The sequence below is a fragment of the Panacagrimonas sp. genome (assembly GCF_965216805.1).
Taxonomy (GTDB): Bacteria; Pseudomonadota; Gammaproteobacteria; order Nevskiales; family Nevskiaceae; genus Panacagrimonas.
In genome coordinates this window covers 2,129,788-2,149,686 of the sequence record NZ_CBDCGN010000002.1, presented here as the reverse complement: position 1 = coordinate 2,149,686, position 19,899 = coordinate 2,129,788, and the positions used below count along the sequence as shown (strand labels likewise).

The 19,899-nt window shown below is 68.0% G+C and carries 14 protein-coding genes; 11 read left to right on the top strand and 3 right to left on the bottom strand.

Features of this window, described 5'->3' with window-relative positions:
* Positions 1–30: 30 nt before the first annotated feature.
* Together ACOOHP_RS10290 and ACOOHP_RS10285 are read right to left on the bottom strand one after the other, a co-directional pair.
* Positions 31–2,058, bottom strand: coding sequence for a sigma-54-dependent Fis family transcriptional regulator (locus ACOOHP_RS10290; RefSeq protein WP_420466330.1), 2,028 nt, complete (start codon positions 2,056–2,058; stop codon positions 31–33).
* Positions 2,059–2,125: 67 nt separating this feature from the next.
* Positions 2,126–2,989 carry a hypothetical protein gene (locus ACOOHP_RS10285; RefSeq protein ID WP_420466329.1) on the bottom strand — a complete coding sequence of 288 codons (864 nt, stop codon included), beginning with the start codon at positions 2,987–2,989 and terminating at the stop codon, positions 2,126–2,128.
* Positions 2,990–3,234: 245 nt separating this feature from the next.
* Between ACOOHP_RS10285 and ACOOHP_RS10280 the strand changes: the two genes are divergently transcribed.
* The 9 genes from ACOOHP_RS10280 (at position 3,235) to ACOOHP_RS10240 (ending at position 17,181) form a co-directional block, all read left to right on the top strand.
* Positions 3,235–4,440, top strand: coding sequence for an acyl-CoA dehydrogenase family protein (locus tag ACOOHP_RS10280; RefSeq protein ID WP_420466971.1), 1,206 nt, complete (start codon positions 3,235–3,237; stop codon positions 4,438–4,440).
* A 73-nt stretch (positions 4,441–4,513) separates the two neighbouring features.
* On the top strand, positions 4,514–6,121 hold the full coding sequence (locus ACOOHP_RS10275; protein WP_420466328.1) for a carboxyl transferase domain-containing protein: 1,608 nt from the start codon (positions 4,514–4,516) through the stop codon (positions 6,119–6,121).
* A 13-nt stretch (positions 6,122–6,134) separates the two neighbouring features.
* The gene (locus tag ACOOHP_RS10270) at positions 6,135–7,742 is read left to right on the top strand and encodes a carboxyl transferase domain-containing protein (protein ID WP_420466327.1); all 1,608 of its coding nucleotides are present in this window, start codon (positions 6,135–6,137) and stop codon (positions 7,740–7,742) included.
* 29 nt (positions 7,743–7,771) lie between these two features.
* The gene (locus ACOOHP_RS10265) at positions 7,772–9,763 is read left to right on the top strand and encodes an acetyl/propionyl/methylcrotonyl-CoA carboxylase subunit alpha (protein WP_420466326.1); all 1,992 of its coding nucleotides are present in this window, start codon (positions 7,772–7,774) and stop codon (positions 9,761–9,763) included.
* Positions 9,764–9,771: 8 nt separating this feature from the next.
* On the top strand, positions 9,772–10,575 hold the full coding sequence (locus tag ACOOHP_RS10260; protein ID WP_420466325.1) for an enoyl-CoA hydratase-related protein: 804 nt from the start codon (positions 9,772–9,774) through the stop codon (positions 10,573–10,575).
* Positions 10,576–10,588: 13 nt separating this feature from the next.
* Entirely contained in the window at positions 10,589–12,571 is a 1,983-nt protein-coding gene (locus ACOOHP_RS10255) for an AMP-binding protein (RefSeq protein ID WP_420466324.1), read from the top strand.
* A 36-nt stretch (positions 12,572–12,607) separates the two neighbouring features.
* Positions 12,608–13,423, top strand: coding sequence for an enoyl-CoA hydratase/isomerase family protein (locus ACOOHP_RS10250; protein ID WP_420466323.1), 816 nt, complete (start codon positions 12,608–12,610; stop codon positions 13,421–13,423).
* A gap of 6 nt (positions 13,424–13,429) precedes the next feature.
* Entirely contained in the window at positions 13,430–15,382 is a 1,953-nt protein-coding gene (locus tag ACOOHP_RS10245; protein WP_420466322.1) for an acetyl/propionyl/methylcrotonyl-CoA carboxylase subunit alpha, read from the top strand.
* The gene (locus tag ACOOHP_RS10240; protein ID WP_420466321.1) at positions 15,379–17,181 is read left to right on the top strand and encodes an acyclic terpene utilization AtuA family protein; all 1,803 of its coding nucleotides are present in this window, start codon (positions 15,379–15,381) and stop codon (positions 17,179–17,181) included. The genes ACOOHP_RS10245 and ACOOHP_RS10240 overlap by 4 nt, the downstream gene beginning before the upstream one ends.
* 7 nt (positions 17,182–17,188) lie before the next feature.
* Here ACOOHP_RS10240 and ACOOHP_RS10235 read toward each other — a convergent pair whose 3' ends face one another.
* Positions 17,189–17,542, bottom strand: coding sequence for a DUF6122 family protein (locus tag ACOOHP_RS10235; protein ID WP_420466320.1), 354 nt, complete (start codon positions 17,540–17,542; stop codon positions 17,189–17,191).
* 115 nt (positions 17,543–17,657) lie between these two features.
* On the opposite strand from ACOOHP_RS10235, the gene ACOOHP_RS10230 reads away from it, so the two are divergent.
* Positions 17,658–18,533, top strand: coding sequence for an SDR family oxidoreductase (locus ACOOHP_RS10230; protein ID WP_420466319.1), 876 nt, complete (start codon positions 17,658–17,660; stop codon positions 18,531–18,533).
* Between the two features lie 3 nt (positions 18,534–18,536).
* Positions 18,537–19,673, top strand: a complete 1,137-nt coding sequence (locus ACOOHP_RS10225) for an acyl-CoA dehydrogenase family protein (protein WP_420466318.1) — start codon at positions 18,537–18,539, stop codon at positions 19,671–19,673.
* The last annotated feature ends 226 nt before the right edge of the window (positions 19,674–19,899 follow it).

Below are 19,899 nucleotides of genomic sequence, written 5' to 3'. Positions count from 1 at the left end.
GCCGCGCCGCGCCGTGCCCGTGGCTGCCTTTTACTGCAAGGCGCGCGGCGCCTGCGGCATCGAGGGGCGTGCTGAATCGGCGGTGTCGAGGTCTGCCACAGGCTCGTCGATGACGCCGTACGCGATCAGCCGGCGATACAGCGTGGTGCGCGAAATGCCTAGCCGCTGCGCGGCGCGACCGCGATGGCCACGCTCTGCGCTCAAGGCCTTGAAGATGGCCTGACGCTCGCTGCGTCGCAGGGACTGAGGGGCAGCGTCCACAGGATCTGACTGACCCAGTTGGCTGCACAAGGGCTCGGGAAGGTCGGGAAGGTCGAGTTCGCTGCGGTCGCTCATGACCGCCATCTGTTCGACGAGGTTGTGCAACTCGCGCAGATTGCCGGGGAATGAATGTCGTTTCAGTGCGGAGATGAGTCGAGGGTGCAGGGATCGGTGCAGCCCGTGACGTCGCGCCAGCTCTTCGAGGCAGTGCGCGATGTAGCGATCCATGTCTTCCCTGCGTTCGCGCAGCGGGGGCAGGACGATGCTGACGTGGAAGCGGTAGAACAGATCGTCGCGGAACTGCCCGCAGGCCATCTGCTTTCGCAGGGAGCGGTTGGTTGCGGCGATGATTCTCACGTCGATGGGTCTGCTGCTCGCACTGCCCAGACGAACCAGCTCCTTGCACTCGATCGCCCGCAGCAGGTAGGGCTGGAGGTCCAGGGGCAGTTCGCCCAGCTCATCCAGAAACAGGGTGCCCCCGTGAGCCTGCTCGAACTTGCCGGCGTGGCCGCCACGGCGCGCGCCAGTGAACGCGCCTTCCGTGTGACCAAACAATTCGCTCGCCAGCAGTTCGCGCGGAATGGCCCCGCAGTTGACCGCGATGAAGGGCTTGCCGCGTCGGCCGCTGCGCTGGTGGATCTCGCGCGCCAGCACCTCTTTGCCGGTGCCGGTTTCGCCCTCGATCAGCAGGGGGATTTCGAGCGCCGCGACCCGCTCGGCCTGCTCCAGCGCGCGGCGCATGCCCAGGCTGCGATGCCCGGCCAAGCGAGCATCGCAGGCGCCGTGTCCGTGGTCGGCGCTGTTCCCGGACGATGCCACGAGGCGCGCGGCCGCTTGAACCGGAACGATGACGACGGACCCGGCGCGATGACCGTCCAGGACCAAGGGATGTACCCAGTCCGGCTTGATCCACGCGGGCAGCTCCGGGCCGCAGCGATCCTCGATTCCGCCCCGCGTGGCCAGACCCTCTTCAAGCATCGTCCCGCGCTTCAGAGGCAGGGTGATTCCCAGGCGGGCCAGGGCCGTCGGCGCATGCTCGTTCCAGCGCAGCAGGCGACCGCAGCGGTCGAGCAGCAGGAGGCCGTCGTGCGGGCGATGCGCATAGCGATCCACGTAATTTTCCAGCAGAAAGTGCTGGCGTTTCATTTCGCGGCCGTACAGGTTGGCCTCGATACGCCTGGCCGCAGAGATCACCAGGGGCAGGGCGTGCACGTCCAGTCGCGCGTCGTTGTATGACAGATCGAGTGCGCCGAGCAGGCGACCGTCGACGGGGTCCTTTATCAGGCTGGCGGCGCAGGTCCAGCGCTTGATGCCTTCGCAGAAATGCTCCGGTCCATAGAGCTGGATCGGCTGGTCCACCATGATGGCGGTGCCCACCGCGTTGGTGCCACAGACGTCCTCATGCCAGAGGCCGCCCGGCGTGATGTTGGCGTCGAGTCCCAGGTCCAGGATCTTGCGCGAGCCGCGCAATTCGAGGATCTGGCCGCTGGGGCTGCACAGCAGGACGATCACGCCCGCCTCGCGCAGGTGGCGCTCGGTATCGCACAGGATCGGAGCGGCCGATTCGATCAGTTCGCTGTGGGCGCTTTGCGCGCGGACTAGGCGGTCGGTGTCGACCGGGGCCCTGCTCAGTTTCGGGTCCACCTGCTGCGAGTGGCTGCGCTGCCAGGATGCGAGCACCATGCGACGCATGCCCGCTTCTGGAACGTGCTGGCCGCTAAGAAACGCTTCCCAGGCGCGCGTGATCTTCGTGGACTGATTAAGGTCCATTGGCGGCGATGCGTTGCGGTGGTTCATGACCTGCTCCTGAGGCAATGCAGCGTGTCGAGTGCCTTGTGTCCCGCTGGCACCTCCCGTTCTCGAATCAGCGCACCAGGACCTTCCCTTCTGCGTCCTGCTTGAACCGCAGGCCATTGGAAGCGACGAGGTCACTCCCGATCCGGATCGTGTAGATACCCGGCGCGGCCTTGAGGGCGAGCATCTGCGGATTGGATTGGACCACCTGCCATTTGCCCTTGAGCACCGTGCCGGCACGGTTCAGAACCTGAATATGCGCGTCGGCACTGGCGGGGTCGGCAAACGGCGTATCGAACAACAGCGCAATGGCCTGGCCGAACGCCGCCTCGCCGGCAAAGCGCAGGTTGAGGCGGCCTGACTCCGTCGCCGGCCACCAGACCTGCGAGGTTTCCCTGGACGCACTCTGGCGATGTGGCGCGACCGTCTTCTTCTGCTTCTTCTCGACAGTAACATCCTGCTTGACTGGAACCGATGCCACCTCTTCGCTGGCGACGGCCGGCGGGGCTTCGGCGGGCGGTTCGGCCATCGCAGTCGAAGAGGTATCCGCCGGTGCCGCGGGCAGATCCTGCGTCGAGGCCAACGCGCTCCAGACGGCCGTGCATTCGGTGGCCGAGTCGGCGCTGCCACCCGCCAGTGAAACGAAGCCACCGGACTCGGAGCCGCTGGGTGTCGAAGTACTCGTCGATTCACTGTCCAAGCTCAGCGGCTCAGCGCCTGCACTCGCGGTATCCATGTTTGCTTCGTGGAGCGTAGGAGCCGTCGTTCCGTAGGCTCCGGAAAGCGACAATTCCCCTAGACTGGACTGCGCAGTGCAGGCACCGCCCGCGGCCTGCGCCGACGACGGATCTGTCGGTTCGTTCTGCGCCAGTACAGCGGATGCGGACACCAGGGCGATGAAAGCGGCGAGGCAGATCTGGGCGAGTCTGGGCATGGTGTTTGTATTCGTCGTTCTGGTCATGGTCGTGAATCCCTGTGGCTTGTTGCACATCGATCAGTGATCGGGGTGGCGTCCGGTGCTGCAGGCTCTGCGCAACGCGTTCTCGGCGCGTCGAACGGTGCCTAAAGGGCTTGCGCTCGCAAGCTTGCGCGGGCACTCTGGCGCTTCGCAGACAGCGTCGATATTCCTTTGCGCGGACACCCCGAACGACGCGGAAAACCAGGAGGAGAACATTGTTGATGTCCAGCGGCTCGGTCGATGTCGCGGTCAAATATTCTATCAAGCGTTTGATAGAAACAGAAATCCTGTCGCGGGTCGACGAGTGGTACGAGGGAACCGGCCCAGGCGTCCCGGGGCTGATGCGCAAGTTTGGCGAGGCCGGGCTGCTTGGCGTGCCGCTGGGCGCGGATCGCGCAAATCCGGGAGCGGTATGCGGTAGCGACCTGCTGCTCGCCGAGGAACTGGGCCGCGTCAAATGCGTCAGCCTGGTCGGCGCGCTGGCGGTACAGGCGCAGTTTGCGACCAGAGCCCTGGCCTGGCACGCGAGCGCCGAGGTGCAGAACGAGTTTCTGGCTCCGGCGCTCGCAGGGCAGCAAGTCGCCGGATTATTGCGTTCGACAAGCGGTTCACCGACACGAACGGCCGCCCGCTCGCTGAGCGTGCGTCGCCTGGGGGGCGACTATCTACTTACCGGGTCCGATTTGCGTGTGGCCAACGCCGACCATTCCGGCTGGATTTGCGTGAGCTGTGAGGACCCGGATGCAGGGTCCGCGGCGATGCCGATGCGCGTCGTGGTCCCCTGCAGTCTTCCCGGTGTCAGCATCCTGGGCGCGGCTACCAACGGTGGACCGATCCCGGGTTATGCCTCGCTGGTGGAGTTCGAAGCGGTGCGCGTGCCGCTGCGCTATGCGATCCGGCCCGAATCGCCGGAGATGGATCGGGATCAGCGCGACGAGGACCGGCTGTTCGCAGCTGCGCTGTACCTGAGCCGCATCGAGGAAATCATTGCCTTCACTGGCGACTACCTCGCGTCCCGTAGCCTGCGCGGCGGTCCGTCGGTCAGCGTACAGTTCCTCGGCGCCAGTCTCGCCGAGATGCAGACGGAGGTGGCCAGCGCGCGTGCCCTGATCGGGCAAGCCGCGCACGAACGGCGGGCCGGCGCCGGTGGATGCACAGCGCTGCTAATGGCGCGCTACAAGGTCGCCCAGCTCGCCCGTACCGTGCCCAACCTGTGCCTGAAAATCTGGGGCAAGTTCGCGCCTGGGGCAGACAACCTGATCTCCGGAATGCAGCAGGACATGTGTCTTTATGCCTTGGACGGATCGACACCCGAGATGCTGGTGCGCGAGATCGCCCGCAAGCTCGGGTTCGACGCGCTGGCGGGTCAACGCAAACCACTGCCCTCCTGTGGACGCGCGGCAACCAGGGGCGGTGCACTCCACTAGCGGACACGTCGACACCGCCGTCCTCAACGACGCCGCCAGGCGGCGGCACCATGTTCCAGGAGTTCTGAATCCGATGGCCCTGATGTCTTCCCGGGTGGCGTCCTCGACCGAGGACTTCCGCCTGAACCGCGAGGCCTACCTCGCCCGCGTGGTCGACCTGCAAAGGCGGCGTTTCGAGGCCAGCGCCGGGGGGCCTGAACGGGCCCGGCGGCTGCACAAGCAGCGCAAGCAGATGCTGCCGCGCGAGCGCGTGGCGGCGCTGATTGATCCTGGCTCGCCGTTCCTGGAGTTCTCGCACCTGGCGGGCGAGGGACTGTACGAAGGGGTGCCGCCCGGCGGCAGCATCATCACCGGCGTCGGCCTGGTTTCCGGTCGTCCGTGCATGATCATGGCCAACGACGCCACCGTGAAGGGCGGCACCTACTACGGCATCACCTGCAAGAAGCACGTGCGCGCGCAGCGCTTTGCCTGGCAGCACCGGCTGCCCTGCATAACCTTGGTCCAGTCCGGCGGTGCCAACCTGCCGGACCAGCCCAACGTGTTCCCGGACTGGGGCCAGTTCGGCACCATCTTCTGGAACCAGATCCGCATGTCCGGCGAGGGCATCGCGCAGATCGCGACGGTGCACGGCACCTCCACCGCCGGTGGCGCGTACATGCCGGCCCTGTGCGACCAGAACGTCATCGTGCGCAACCAGGGCCGCATGTTCCTGGGCGGGCCGCAGCTCGTGTACGCAGCAACCAAGGACGTGGTGGACGAGGAGACGCTGGGCGGCGGCGAGATGCACTCGCGCGTCAGCGGCGTCACCGACTATCTCGCCGAGAGCGACGGCCACGCCATCGCCATCGTGCGCGACCTGGTCGCCAATCTCGGCACGCCGCCAGCGCAGCGCTGGAATACGCTGCCGCCGCGTCCGCCGGTCCACGACCCGAACGACATCTACGGCATCATCAGCCGCGACACCCGTGTGCCCACCGACAACCGCGAAATCATCGCGCGGCTGATGGACGGCAGCGAGTTCCGCGAGTTCAAGCCGCTGTACGGCGAAACCCTGATCTGCGGCTTCGGCCGCATGATGGGCTTCGAGGTCGGCATTCTCTGCAACAACGGCGTGCTGTTCGCCGAGTGCGCGATGAAGGCCACGCACTTCATCGACATCTGCTGCAAGCGCGACATCCCGCTGCTGTTCATGGCCGACGTCACCGGCTTCATGGTCGGGCGCGAAGCCGAAGAGGCCGGCATCGCCAAGCACGGCGCCAAGATGATCACGGCCATGGCCTGCGCCGAGGTGCCCAAGTACACGCTCATCATCGGCGCGTCCTACGGCGCCGGGTACCTGGCCATGTGTGGCCGCGCCTTCAAGCCCAACGCCATGCTGATGTGGCCGAGCGGTCGTGCCGCGATCATGGGCCCGGACCAGGCGGCGACCACCCTGGCCATGGTCAAGGACGACATCCACAAACGCGAGGGCACGAGCTGGACCGCCGACGAGCGCGAGGCCTACATGGCGCCGACGCGCAAGACCTTCGAGGAATTCGCCAACGCCTACAACTTCGCCCGCAACACCTGGTGCGACATGGTGATCGACCCATTGGAAACCCGAAACGTGATGGGCCTGCTGCTCGAACTCGCGGGCCGCACGCCCGCGGAGCCGACCGAATTCGGCGTGTTCCGCATGTGAGGACGAAGACACCATGAGCGTACTGACTTCACGTGTATCAACTTCCAGCGAGGAATTCGCGCGCAACCGCGCGGCCTACCTCGCGCAGATCAGCGAGCTGAAGACTCGCCGCGCCGAGGCCAGCGTCGGCGGCTCGGCAAAAGCCCGCGCGCTGCACAAGAGCCGCGGCCAGCTGCTGCCGCGCGAGCGCATCAGCGCGCTGCTCGATCCCGGCTCGCCCTTCCTCGAATTCGGCCACCTGGCGGGCGAGGGGCTGTACGAAGGCGTGCCGCCCGGCGCTACCGTCATCACCGGCGTCGGCATGGTGCAGGGCCGCGCCTGCATGCTCATCGTCAACGAGGCGACGGTGAAGGGCGGCACCATGTTCGGCATGACCACCAAGCGTCACACGCGGGCGCAACTGTTCGCCTGGCAGCACCGCCTGCCCTGCATCACCATGGTCCAGTCCGGCGGCGGCTTCCTGCCTGATCTCGCGAACATCTTCCCGGACGAGGGCCAGGCCGGATCGATCATGTACAACCAGGTGCGCATGTCCGCCGAGGGCATCGCGCAGATCGCCATCGTCCACGGGCCGTCCACCGCCGGCGGCGCCTACATCCCGGCCCTGTGCGATGAAGTGGTCATCATCCGCAACCAGGGCGCGATGTTTCTCGGCAGCCCGCAGCTGGTCTACGCCGCCACCAAGGAGGTCAGCGACATCGAATCGCTCGGTGGCGCGCTGATGCACAGCACCATCAGCGGCGTGACCGATCACATGGCCGAGAACGACAGCCATGCGCTGGCCATCACGCGCGACATCGTCGCGCGGCTGGAGCCGAGGCCGGCACTGCGCTGGCCGCTCGCGCCGCCCGAGCGGCCGCTGTATGAGCCTTCCGAAATCTACGGGCTGTTCAGCGCCGATCGCCGCGTGCCCAACAACACGCGCGAGATCCTGGCGCGGCTGCTCGATGGCAGCGTGCTGCAGGAATTCAAGCCGCTGTTCGGCGAGACCCTGATCTGCGGCTTCGCCAACATTCACGGCTATCCCATCGGCATCCTGGCCAGCAACGGCGTGATGTTCCCGGAGAGCGCGGTCAAGGGCGCGCACTTCATGGAGATGTGCTGCAAGCGCGACGTGCCGATGCTGTTCCTGGTCGACACGCCCGGCTTCATGGTGGGCACCACGGTGGAGCGAGCCGGCATCGCCAAGCACGGCGCCAAGTTCATGACCGCAATGGCCTCGGCCAACGTGCCCAAGTACACGCTCATCACCGGTGCGTCCTACGCCGCCGCCTACATGGCGATGTGCGGCCGCGGATTCAACCCGCACTGCATGATGATGTGGCCCACCGCGCACGCCGGACTGATGGGCCCGGACCAGGCGGCGACCACGCTGTCGATGGTGCGCGAAACCATCCAGCAGCGCGAAGGCACGAGCTGGACGCCCGAAGAGCGGACGGCTTACGAGGCGCCGATCCGTCAGGAGTTCACCGACTTCGTGAGCCCCTACAACTACGCGCGCAACCTCTGGTGCGACATGGTCATCGAGCCCACCGAGACCCGCGAGGTGATGGCCCTGCTGCTGGACCTCGCCGGGCGTACCAAGGCGATCCCGACCCGCATGGGCGTGTTCCGCATGTGATGCGGCCGACCCCTACCTGATACCCGACCATGTTCAAGAAAATCCTGATTGCCAACCGCGGCGAAATCGCCTGCCGCATCGCCCGCACCTGCCGCCGCCTGGGCGTGTCCGCGGCCGGCGTGCATTCCAGCGCCGACCGTGACGGCCTGCACGTGCGCGAGATCGGCCAGAGCATCGAGATCGGCGGTGCGCCGGCGGCGGAAAGCTACCTGCGCATGGAGCGCGTGATCGAGGCGGCGAAGAGCGTCGGAGCGGAAGCCATCCATCCGGGCTTCGGCTTTCTGGCCGAGAACGCGGCGTTCGCGCGCGCCGTGGAAGCTGCGGGTCTGGCCTTCATCGGCCCGACGCCGGAGGTCATCGACCGGCTCGGCGACAAGGCCATGGCCAAGCGCGAGGCCATCGCGGCCGGCGTGCCGGTGGTGCCGGGCAGCGAGGGCGCCAGCGACGACGCCGCAAAGATCGCCCACACCGTGCGCGGCCTGAGCCTGCCGGTGATGCTCAAGGCCGCGGCCGGCGGTGGCGGCAAGGGCATGCGCGCGCTGCACACGCTGGACACGCTGGACGCCGACATCGAATCGGCGATGCGCGAAGCGAAGAACTCCTTCGGTTCGCCCGCGCTGATCGTCGAACAGATGATCGAGCGCGCGCGCCACATCGAGGTGCAGATCGTCGGCGACGGCCGGGGCAAGGTCATTCACCTGTTCGAGCGCGAATGCACCCTGCAGCGCCGCCACCAGAAGCTGGTCGAGGAAGCACCCGCCGCGCCGCTGGCGCCGGGTGTACGCGAGCGCCTGCTTGCCGATGCCGTGCGCCTGGGCGAGCGCCTGCACTACCGCAACGTCGGCACGGTGGAATTCATCGTGCAGGGTGATCGCTACTACTTCCTTGAGGTGAATCCGCGCCTGCAGGTCGAGCATCCCGTTACCGAGGAAGTGACCGGGCTGGACGTGGTGGAGCTGATGCTGCGCATCGCCTCCGGCGAAGGGCTGGCGCTGAACCAGGGCGATGTGAAGATCAGCGGCCACGCGGTGGAGACGCGCATCTGCGCCGAAGACGCCGCCGCCAATTTCCTGCCCTCGACCGGCCGGCTCGCGCACGTGAGTTTCCCGACGCGCGGCGTGCGCGTGGAAACCGGGGTGGATACCGGCAGCGAAGTCACGCCCTGGTACGACCCGATGCTGGCCAAGCTCATCACCTATGCGCCGACGCGCGACCAGGCGATGGACCGCATGCAGCTCGCACTCGACGAGATGAGCGTGTTCGGCGTCATCACCAACCGCGATTTCCTCAAGCGCCTGCTGGCCCTGACGGAGACGCGCGATGGCAGCTTCCACACGCGCCTGATCGACGAGCGCATGGCGTCCTGGTCGCTCAAGGACGCGCTGCACGACAACGGAACGCTCGGCATCGCGGCATACGTCTGGCTGCTGCGCAACCGCGCCGAGCCCGCGGCCGGCGTCTGGTCTGCGGCTGCGCTGACCGGCTGGCAGATGGCGGATGCCGGCGACGGCCTGGCGCCGATCCCGGCCCTGCATCTGCAAAGCGGAGACATCTCCGCGGCCATCCGTTTCGCGCCGCTGGCCGCCGACGGCAGCCTGCGCCTGGCGGTCGACGATGCGCCCATGGAGCTGAACCTGCGCCCGCTCGGTGACGACCGCTATCTCGCCATCCTCGGCAGCCGGCGCCTGAACGTGCGCGCGATCCAGGACGGCAGCACCGTTCACGTCCAGGACGATGCCGGCACCCACGCCTTCGAGGCGCTGCCTTACTTGAGCTACATCAGCGCCAGCAGCGAGGCCAGCGGCGAACTGCGTGCGCCGATGATGGGGATGATTCTCAAGGTCAACGTGAAGAGCGGCGACGCGGTGAAAGCCGGCGACGTGGTCGCGGTGCTGGAGTCGATGAAGATGGAAATGCGCATCTGCGCCGAGGCCGATGGCGTCGTCGAGTCCACGCACTGCACCGAAGGACAGACGGTGGAGCGGAATGCCGTGGTGGTGCGCATCGGCAAGGCGGCCTGAGAACAACCATGAACAACTTTGAAACGATCAAGCTGAGCATCGACGAGGCCGGCGTCGCGCGCCTCACGCTCTCTCGCCCGGAGGTCCACAACGCGCTCAACCAGCTCCTGTTCGCCGAGCTTTCAGAGGCGCTCGATACCATCGAATGCGATCCTAGTGTGCGCGTGCTCGTGCTTTCCGGCGAAGGCGAGAGCTTCTGCGCCGGCGGCGACTTCCGCTGGCAGCAGAGCCAGCGCGATCAGCCGCGCGCGCAGCGCATCCGCAACGGGCGTCCTCTGGCCGACATCCTCGCCCGGCTCGACACATTTCCGCTCCTGGTCATCGGCCGCATCAACGGCCCGGCCTATGGCGGCGGCGTCGGCATGATCGCGGTCTGCGACGTGGCGGTGGCCGTGGACAGCGCGCGCTTCGCGCTGACCGAAGTGCGCCTGGGCCTGGTGCCCGCCACGATCTCGCCGTATGTCGCCGCCAAGCTCGGCCCCAGCCAGGTGCGTCGCGTGATGCTCAACGCGCGGCCGATGACGGCGACCGAGGCGCAGCGCCTGGGCCTCGTGCATGAAGTGGTTGCGGCCGACAAGCTGGACGAGGCCATCAACGCCGAGCTGGACCAGGCGCTGTCCTGCGCGCCGGGCGCGGTGGCCATGACCAAGCGCCTCGCGCAGTACGTGCTGGGCCACAACGAGGCGGACAATCTCATCTACACCGTGGACCGGCTCGCCGACTTCTGGGAAACCGAGGAGGCGCAGGAAGGCATGCAGAGCTTCTTCGACAAGCGCAAGCCGTCCTGGCACCGCAAGCACGCGCCGCGCTGAGGGACCAAAAGCCATGAGCCTCAACCCTGCCGCAACCGACGCCCCCTTCGACTGGACACCGACCCCCGAGCTGATCGAGGGCAGCGTGCTCACCGCCTTCCTGCGACACGTCGGCGAGAAAAACTTCGAGTCGCTCAGCGCGCGTGCCGACGCCGATCCGGGCTGGCTGATGGAGCAGGTGTTCCAGTTCTGCGACTTCCGTTTCTACAAGCCCTACACGCAGATGCTGGACCTGTCCGGCGGGCAGCCCTGGGCGCGCTGGTGCGTCGGCGGCACCACCAACATCGTGCTCAACTGCATCGACCGCCACCGCGACACGCCGGTCTGGGACCAGACCTTCCTGGTGTGGGAGGGAGAGAACCCGGAAGAGCAGCGCGGGCTCAGCTACGCCGAGTTCGATGCCGAAATCTGCCGGCTCGCGGGCGCGCTCAGGCAACTGGGTGTCGGCAAGGGTGACGTGGTGGGCATCTACATGCCCAACCTGCCGGAAACCTTCATCGCCTTCTTCGCGATCCTGAAGATCGGCGCCATCGTCATGCCGCTGTTCTCGGGCTTCGGTCCGCAGCCGCTGATCACGCGCCTGCAGGACGGCGGCGCACGCGCCGTCATCACGGCGGACGGCACCTGGCGCCGCGGCAGCGTGGGTGCGATGAAGCCGGTGCTGGACGAGGCGCTCGCGCAGGTGCCTTGTGTGGAGCACGTCGTCGTCGTGCAGCGTCTGGGCGACAAGCTGCCGGTGGCAATGCAGGCCGGTCGCGATCACTGGTGGCATGAGCGCGTCGCGCCGCAGCCGGCCACACTCGCGACCGAGCCGATGGATGCCGACGCCGCGGCCGTGCTGCTCTACACCTCCGGCACCACCGGCAAGCCCAAGGGCTGCGTGTGGACGCATGTGAGCTTCCTGGGGTCCATGGTCACGCGCGACATGCACATCTGCTGCGACTTCCGCGCGGGTGATCGCTACTTCTTCTTGAGCGACATGGGCTGGATGGTCGGCGCCATGTGCGCCTGCATCCCGAGCTACTTCGGCGGCAGCCTGCTGGTCGCGGAAGGCACGCCGGACTATCCCGACACCGGGCGCTTCTGGCGCCTGATCCAGAACCACAAGGTCAGCTATCTCGGCGTGGCGCCGACCCTGATCCGCAACCTGAGCCGCTACGGCAACGAGGAAGTCGAACGCTACGACCTCTCCAGCCTGCGCATGCTGCATTCCGGCGGCGAAGCCTGGACCGCCGCACCCTGGCGCTGGATGTTCGAGCACGTCGGCAAGAGACGGCTGCCCATCCTCAACATCGTCGGCGGCACGGAAGTGGGCGGCTGCAATCTGGTGAGCACGCTGCATCACCCGCAGCGCCCGAGTTCCTTCGCCGGGCCGGGCCTCGGCGTGGGCCTGGGCATCGTCAGCGAAAGCGGCGAGCCGGTCGCGGACGGGCAGGTCGGCGAACTGGTGCTGCGCCAGGCCAGCATCGGCATGACCAAGAGCCTGTGGAAGGACGACGCGCGTTACCTGGACAGCTACTGGAACACGCTGCCCGGCCTGTGGGTGCACGGCGACTTCGTGCGCCACGACGCCGATGGCATGTACTACGTGCTCGGCCGCTCGGACGACACCATCAAGGTCTCCGGCAAGCGCACCGGCCCCACCGAGATCGAGAACCTGCTCACCGCGACGGGAACCGTCTCCGAGGTCGCCGTGATCGGCGTGCCGGACGAATCCAAGGGCTCGGCCCTGGTCTGCGTCTGCGTGCCGATGCCGGGCCTGGTCGCCGACGAGGCGCTGCGCCAGCGCCTGTCGAAAGCCGTGGTCGATGGCATGGGCACGTCCTACCGGCCGAAGTCCGTGGTGTTCGCCGAGGAACTGCCCAAGACGCGCAACCTCAAGGTGATGCGCCGCGTCGTGCGCGCCGTCTACCAGGGCGGAGATCCGGGCGACCTGTCGGCGCTGGTCAATCCGCAGGCGGTCGAGGATCTGCGCCTGCGCATGGCCGGCAGTTGAGCCGCCTGCGTTCTGATCACTTTCGAGAGCATTGCCATGTCCACCCCCGAAACCGAAGCCAACCCGCTGTTGCTGGACCAGCAAGGCGGGCGCCTGTACGTCACCTTCAACCGCCCCGAGCGCCGCAACGCGCTGAACGACGCGATGCTGCTGGCGCTGGAGAACCTCATCACGCGGCTGGAAAGCGATCACAGCGTGCGCTCGGTGATCGTTCGCGGCGCGGGCGGGCATTTCTGCGCGGGCGGCGACATCCGCGAGCGCCGCGCGCAGACCAACGACTCGCGCCCCGGCGTGGACATCGCGATGGAGCGCAACTTCCGCGCCGGACGCATGTTCCTGCGCCTGGCCAACCTGCCGCAGACGACGGTGGCGGTGGTCGAGGGATTCGCGCTCGGCGGCGGCTTCGGCTTTGCCTGCACCTTCGACATCACGCTGGTGATGCACAACGTGCAGATCGGCATGTCGGAAACCCGCATCGGCGTGGCGCCGGCGCAGATCTCGCCGCACGTCGTGCGCCGGGTGGGTCTGTCGAACGCACGGTACCTCGGACTCACCGGCCGCCGGATCAACGGCGCCGAGGCGGTGCGCATGGGCGTGGCCCATGAGGTCGCGCAATCCACCGAGGAACTGGACGCCAGGCTCGCGAGCCTGCTCGACGACATCGATGCCTGCGGACCGATGGCCTGCTCGGCCACCAAGGCGATCATGAATCGTGTCGGAGAGATGCCGCTGGACGCGCTGATCGAATACGCGGGCTGCCGCTTCGGCGAACTCAATCGCGGCCCCGAAGGAGTCGAAGGCCAGCAGGCCTTCCTGGAGAAGCGCAAGCCACGCTGGCCCAGCCTGGGCTGAGAGCTTATGGCCTTCTCGACGCTGTTGATTGCAAACCGCAGCGAGATTGCCTGCCGTATTGCGCGCAGCGCGCGCAAGCTCGGCTACCGCACCGTCGCCGTGTACAGCGAGGCCGACCGCGGCGCGCTGCATGCCGAGAGTGCCGACGTGGCGGTGTGCATCGGCGCTGCTGCGCCGTCGGCGAGCTATCTCAACATCCCGGCGCTGATCGAGGCCTCGCGCCGCACCGGGGCCGACGCCATCCATCCCGGCTACGGCTTCCTGGCCGAGAACGCCGATTTCGCGCGCGCCTGCGCTGCGGCCGGCATCCGCTTCGTCGGTCCCTCGCCCGAGGCGATCGACACCATGGGCAACAAGCGCGCGGCGCGCCGGCGCATGGCCGCGGTCGGCGTGCCCTGCGTGCCGGGTTACGACGAAGGCTCGCAGGACGAAGCCGTGCTGATCGCCGCCGCCGGCAAGATCGCCTATCCGCTGATGGTCAAGGCGGCGGCCGGCGGTGGCGGGCGCGGACTGCGCCGCGTGCCGGAGCCTTCCGCGCTGCCGGCCGCGCTGGCCGCCGCGCGGGCCGAGGCGCAGTCGGCCTTCGGCAGCGGCGAACTGATCCTGGAACGCGCGGTGGAAGGCGCGCGCCACGTCGAAGTGCAGGTGTTCGGCGACTCCCACGGCAACATCATCCACCTCGGCGAGCGCGACTGCTCGTCGCAGCGGCGCAACCAGAAAGTGCTGGAGGAATCGCCTTCGCCCGCGGTGGACGCGGCGCTGCGTGCGCGCATGGGCGAGACCGCAGTCGCAGCGGCGCGCGCCATCGGCTACGTCGGCGCCGGCACAGTCGAGATGCTGCTGGCGGCGAACGGCAGCTACTACTTCCTGGAGATGAACACGCGCCTGCAGGTCGAGCACCCGGTCACCGAGTTCGTGACCGGGCTGGACCTGGTCGATTGGCAGTTGCGCGTCGCGGCCGGTGAGCCGCTGCCGCTGGGACAGGGCCAGGTGCAGTTGCGCGGCCACGCCATCGAGGCGCGCCTGTACGCGGAAGATCCGGACGCCAACTACGCGCCGCAGACCGGCCCGATTCTGTGCTGGCGCGCCCCGGCTGCGGACCTTGCGCGAACCGACACCGGCATCGGCGAAGGCCGGAGAGTCGGCGCCGACTACGACCCGATGCTGGCCAAGATCATCGCCCACGGTGCCAACCGCGACGAGGCGCGCCGCAAGCTGGTGCGCGCGCTGGAGGAAACCGTGCTGCTCGGCTTGCGCAGCAACCGCGGCCAGCTGATCGAACTGCTGCAGGACGAGGTGTTCCGCAGCGGCGGCGTGACCACGCGCTGGCTGGATACGCGCGCCCCACCGCCGCGCGACGATGCCGCCGCCGCGCGGCAGGCGGCGGCGGTGGCCGCCGTGCTGAGCAGCCGCGCCGCCTCGGCCAGCGGCTGGCGCAGCAGCGGCAGCCTGTCCTGGCCGGTGACGCTGCTGCCGATCGGGGCCGGCGACCCCGCGCCGATACGTTGCGTGGTCGAGGAGACGCCGGAGGGCTACACCGTCACCGGCGCCGATGGGATCGCCACGCGCCTGGTCGCCGTGAACAGCGCGGCACCGCGCCACGTGTTCGAGATCGACGGCCTGCGCCGCACCATCCACGCCGTGCGCGACGCCGACGGCACCTGGCATGTGCAGGACGGCGCCCGGCTCTGGGTGTTCGAGCTGCCGGCCGCGAGCAGCGCCAGCGCTGCGGCGCACGCCACCGGGCCGGTCGCGCCGATGAGCGGGCGGGTGGCGGAAATTTTTGTCGCAGCAGGCGAGGCCGTGGAAAAGGGCGGCCTGCTGATGACCCTGGAAGCCATGAAGATGTATCACGAGATCCGCGCCGGCCGCGCCGGCCGCGTCGCCGAGCTGCTGGTTGCGGTCGGGCAGCAGGTGGATCCGCGGCAGGCGCTGCTCAAGCTGGAGGACGCCGCATGAGCGCGCGCACCGTGCGCATCGGCGGCGCCGCCGGTTACTGGGGCGATACCGCCAATGGCCCCGAGCAGCTCGTGCTGCACGGCGACGTGCAGTACCTGGTGTTCGACTACCTTGCCGAAGTCACCATGGCGATTCTCGCCAAGGCCCGCAGCAAGTCGCCCGATGCGGGTTATGCGACCGACTTCATCACCCAGGTGATCAAGCCGCTGGCCGGCGAAATCGCCCGGCGCAGGATCCGCGTGATCGCCAATGCCGGCGGCGTGAACCTTCAGGCCTGCGCGAAGGCGATCCGCGCGGCGCTGGCCGAAGCCGGCGTGTCGCTGAAGGTCGGCACCGTCGAAGGCGACGAGCTGCTGGACCGCAGCGAGGAACTGCGCGCGCGTGGCGTCCGCGAGATGTACGACGGCAAGCCGCTGCCGGCAAAGCTCGCCAGTTGCAACGCCTACCTCGGCGCGTTCCCGATCGCGGCGGCGCTGGACGCGGGCGCGGACATCGTCGTCACCGGCCGCGTGGTCGACAGCGCCGTGACCCTGGGCGCGCTGGTCCACGAATTCGGCTGGACGCCGCAGGACTGGGACCGCCTCGCCGCCGGCACGCTCGCCGGGCACCTGATCGAGTGCGGCTGCCAGGCCACCGGCGGCAACTTCACCGACTGGGAACAGGTGGCGCCGGGCTGGGACCGCATGGGCTTTCCCATCGCCGAGTGTTCGGCCGACGGCAGCTTCGTCATCACCAAGCCGGCGGATACCGGTGGGCTGGTGTCGCCGTTCACCGTGGGCGAGCAGCTGGTCTACGAGATCGACGATCCGCAGGCCTACATCGTGCCCGACGTGGTCTGCGATTTCTCGGGCGCGCGGCTGGTGCAGCAGGCGCCGGACCGCGTCCACGTCAGCGGCGTGCGCGGCCGTCCGCGAACGCCGGACTACAAGGTCTGCGCGACGCACGACGACGGCTTTCGCGCGACCTTCCTCCAGACCATCACCAGCTTCGATGCGCCGCGCCGCGCGCGCGCCAACGGCGAGGCGATTCTTTCCGTCGCGAGGCGCAGGCTCGCGCAGCAACAGCTGCCGGACTTCCGCGGCGCCGCCATTCATCTGACCGGCACCAACACCTTGTGGAACCCGGCGCATCGTCCGCCGGTGGACGCCAACGAGCTGGTGCTGCGCGTGGACGTGTGGCACGAGCGCTATTCGGGCTGCGAGGTGTTCTCCAAGGAGGCCGCGGGTGCTGCGCTGTCGATGACCACCGGGCGCTGTGCGGCCGGTCCGACCGGCCGGCCCAAGACCACGCCGGTGGTGCGGCCGTTCTCGTTCCTGCTGTCCAAGACCGAGGTGCCGGTGAAAGTCGCGGTGGACGGGTGCGCGATCGCGTTCGACTGGCAGCGCCTCGCGGCCGCGCCGCCGATGCAGCCTGCGCCGACTCTTGAAATCGTCGAGGCCAGGGCCGCGCAGGGCGACACCGTCCGCGTGCCGCTGATCCGCCTGGCCGTGGCCCGCAGCGGCGACAAGGGCGACCGCTCCAACATCGGCGTGCTCGCGCGCCGGCCGGACTATCTGCCGTACCTCCGCGACGCGCTGACGGCCGAGGGGGTGCGCGACTGGTTCGCGCACACCGGCACGCCGCGGGTCGATCGCTTTGATCTGCCGGGCCTGGCCGCGCTGAATTTCGTGCTGCACGACGCGCTCGGCGGCGGTGGCGCGGTGTCGCTGCGGCTGGACGTGCAGGGCAAGACGTTCGCCCAGCAGTTGCTGCATTTTCCGGTGACGGTGCCGCGTGCGCTGTTGGGCGATGCGGTGTGACGTGCTCTCAGTTCGTGCCGAGCAGCCGCGACAGCGCGTCGGAAAACCCGCGCTGCACGGCGCAGTCGGAAAAGTCCAGCAGCATGTGCAGCATCAGCCCCAGGCCGATGAGGCGGGTGCGCGGCAGCAGCGTAAGGCCGATATAGACCGCGATGACCGGCAGCGTGTGCAGCGGATGAAAGCCGATGCTGCAACGGTCGGGATCATAGATCGGCGTGGCCAGCAGGTGATCGAGGTCCACCACCATCGTCGCCAGCATGATTCCCCAGGCTCGGCGCCGGCCTGGGCGGAAGAAAAACCAGGCGACCAGCCCGGGAGCCAGGACGTGCAGGATCAGGTGCAGGACGGCGGCGAGCGACATGGAATCGACGTGGGACAGGGAACCGGACGATGAACAGGGCGGCAGCGAGGCGCGAAGCTAAGCCAAATCGGCAGGCCGGACCAGTGAGCCTGCGCCTGCGGGTGGAGACCGGCGCATGAGCTATCGGTCTGCGCTGCGGCCGCAACTGCTCGGCGGCCAGGTCGTGATCGTCACCGGCGCCGGCTCCGGCATCGGCCGCTGCACGGCGCACGAAGTGGCCACGTTGGGCGCGATGCCGGTGCTGGTCGGCCGCAGGCTCGAAAAGCTGGAGCGCGTGCGCGACGAACTCGCGCAGGACGGCCTGGCCTGCAGCCTTCGCGTCATCGACATCCGCGCTGCGACTGCGGTGCGCGAGGGCGTGGCGGCCATCCTTGCGGAACACGGCCGCATCGATGGCCTGGTGAACAACGCGGGCGGACAGTTCCCGAGCGCGCTGCGCGACATTTCCGACAAGGGCTGGGACGCGGTGGTGCGCAACAATCTCAATGGCGGGTTCACCGTGATGCGCGAGGTCTACCAGCAGTGGATGGAGGCCCACGGCGGCGCCATCGTCAACGTGGTCGCCATCGTCGATTTCGGCATGCCCAGCATGGGCCACACCGGCGCCGCGCGGGCCGGCATGATCAACCTCACCCAGACCGCTGCCCTGGAATGGGTGCACCGGGGCGTGCGCGTCAACGCGGTGGCGCCCGGTTCCATCGCCACCAGCGGCATGGGCACCTATAACGCGGAGTTCCAGCAGCGGCTCAAGGCGCGGCGCAGCCTGATCCCCTACCAGCGCATGGGCACCGAGGCCGAGGTGTCGGCGTCGATCTGCTTCCTGCTGTCCGAGGCCGCGGCCTACATCACCGGCGTGGTGCTGCCGGTGGACGGCGGCCTGCGCCTGGCCAAGCATCTGCACATGGTTCCGGAACACCAGTCCATGCCGGCGTTCGACCCGTTCGGCAAGACCGCGCTCCCTGATTTTCTCAAGACTCCCGAAGGAAACTGATCGATGGATTTCTCAATCACCCCGCAGCAGGAAATGCTGCGCGACACCGTCCGCCGCTTCTTCCAGACCGAGGTCGCGCCGATTGCCCGTGCCTGCGACGACGAGGAACGCTTCCCGAAGGAAATGATCCGCCAGTGGGGCGACATGGGCCTGATCGGCATCCGCTATCCGGAAGCCGACGGCGGCTCGGGCTTCGACAAGCTCGGCGAATGCCTGGCGCGCGAGGAGATGAGCCGCGTCAGCCAGGCATTCGCCTCCACCTGGTCGGTGCAGGCGCACATGGGCCTGTGGCCGATCTGGCGCAGCGGCACGGCCGAGCAGAAGGCGAAGTACTTCGCACCGGGTCTGCGGGGCGAGCTCATTTCCTGCTTCGGCCTCAGCGAGCCCGAGGGCGGGTCCAACATCCGCGCCCTGCGGACGCGCGCCACCAAGGTGCCCGGCGGCTACCGCATCAGCGGCAGCAAGATGTACATCACCAACTCACCGATTGCCGACTTCGTGCTGCTGGCCGCGCGCACGCGGCCGGAACTCACGCCCGAGGCCGTGAGCCTGTTCATCGTCGAACTGCCCAACCCCGGCATCGTGATTCACAAAATGGCCAAGGAAGGCATCCGCGCCTCGGAGACCGGGCTGATCCACATCGACGAGGCCTTCGTGCCGGACGAGGCGCTGCTCGGTGGGCGGGAAGGCACTTACCCCATCATCCTGGAATGTCTTTCCGAGAACCGTGTCGGCGTCGCCGCCAACTGCGTCGGCATGGCCCAGGGCGCGCTCGACGCGGCGATTGCCTACGCGCGTGATCGGGAAGTGGGCGGCAAGCGCATCGGCCATTACCAGGCCATCGCGCACAAGCTGGCCGACATGGCCGCGCAGATCGAGGCGGCGCGCTGGCTGGTGTACTACGGCGCCTGGCGCATCGAGCAGAACACGCTCGATGCCGCCACCGCCGCCAAGGTCAAGCTGACCGCCAGCGAATGCGCGTTGCACGTCACCGAACAGGCCATCCGCATCCACGGCGGCGCCGGCATCATGCGCGACCACGCCGTGGGCCGCTTCCACCGCGACGCCTTCGTCTACGTGATCGGCGAGGGCACCAGCGAGATCCAGCGCAACATCATCGCGAAGAGCCTGAGGCTCTGAGCGCGGCCGGGGCGCGCTTCCAGAATCCCCCGTCGCGCGTGTCGAGCGAGATGGTACTGAGCGAGACCGGCAGATCGAGCTGGGGGCCGATCCGCGGCAGCTCAAAGACGGGGAATCGCCAACCCAGCATCGTCGTCGTGAGCTTCGCCGAATCAATGCAAAAGAATGGGCGGGTAAAATGTCGATATTTTGAAAAATAGGATATACATCTCCCCAGCGCAGCCGG

What these genes read in the sequence shown, in the direction of transcription:
- ACOOHP_RS10240 (WP_420466321.1), top strand. Translation starts at nt 15,379, where the DNA reads ATGAGCGCGCGCACCGTGCGCATCGGCGGCGCCGCCGGTTACTGGGGC.
- ACOOHP_RS10270 (WP_420466327.1), top strand. Translation starts at nt 6,135, where the DNA reads ATGAGCGTACTGACTTCACGTGTATCAACTTCCAGCGAGGAATTCGCG.
- ACOOHP_RS10285 (WP_420466329.1), bottom strand. Translation starts at nt 2,989, where the DNA reads ATGCCCAGACTCGCCCAGATCTGCCTCGCCGCTTTCATCGCCCTGGTG.
- ACOOHP_RS10275 (WP_420466328.1), top strand. Translation starts at nt 4,514, where the DNA reads ATGGCCCTGATGTCTTCCCGGGTGGCGTCCTCGACCGAGGACTTCCGC.
- ACOOHP_RS10245 (WP_420466322.1), top strand. Translation starts at nt 13,430, where the DNA reads ATGGCCTTCTCGACGCTGTTGATTGCAAACCGCAGCGAGATTGCCTGC.
- ACOOHP_RS10230 (WP_420466319.1), top strand. Translation starts at nt 17,658, where the DNA reads ATGAGCTATCGGTCTGCGCTGCGGCCGCAACTGCTCGGCGGCCAGGTC.
- ACOOHP_RS10255 (WP_420466324.1), top strand. Translation starts at nt 10,589, where the DNA reads ATGAGCCTCAACCCTGCCGCAACCGACGCCCCCTTCGACTGGACACCG.
- ACOOHP_RS10250 (WP_420466323.1), top strand. Translation starts at nt 12,608, where the DNA reads ATGTCCACCCCCGAAACCGAAGCCAACCCGCTGTTGCTGGACCAGCAA.
- ACOOHP_RS10225 (WP_420466318.1), top strand. Translation starts at nt 18,537, where the DNA reads ATGGATTTCTCAATCACCCCGCAGCAGGAAATGCTGCGCGACACCGTC.
- ACOOHP_RS10265 (WP_420466326.1), top strand. Translation starts at nt 7,772, where the DNA reads ATGTTCAAGAAAATCCTGATTGCCAACCGCGGCGAAATCGCCTGCCGC.
- ACOOHP_RS10280 (WP_420466971.1), top strand. Translation starts at nt 3,235, where the DNA reads ATGTCCAGCGGCTCGGTCGATGTCGCGGTCAAATATTCTATCAAGCGT.
- ACOOHP_RS10260 (WP_420466325.1), top strand. Translation starts at nt 9,772, where the DNA reads ATGAACAACTTTGAAACGATCAAGCTGAGCATCGACGAGGCCGGCGTC.
- ACOOHP_RS10290 (WP_420466330.1), bottom strand. Translation starts at nt 2,058, where the DNA reads ATGAACCACCGCAACGCATCGCCGCCAATGGACCTTAATCAGTCCACG.
- ACOOHP_RS10235 (WP_420466320.1), bottom strand. Translation starts at nt 17,542, where the DNA reads ATGTCGCTCGCCGCCGTCCTGCACCTGATCCTGCACGTCCTGGCTCCC.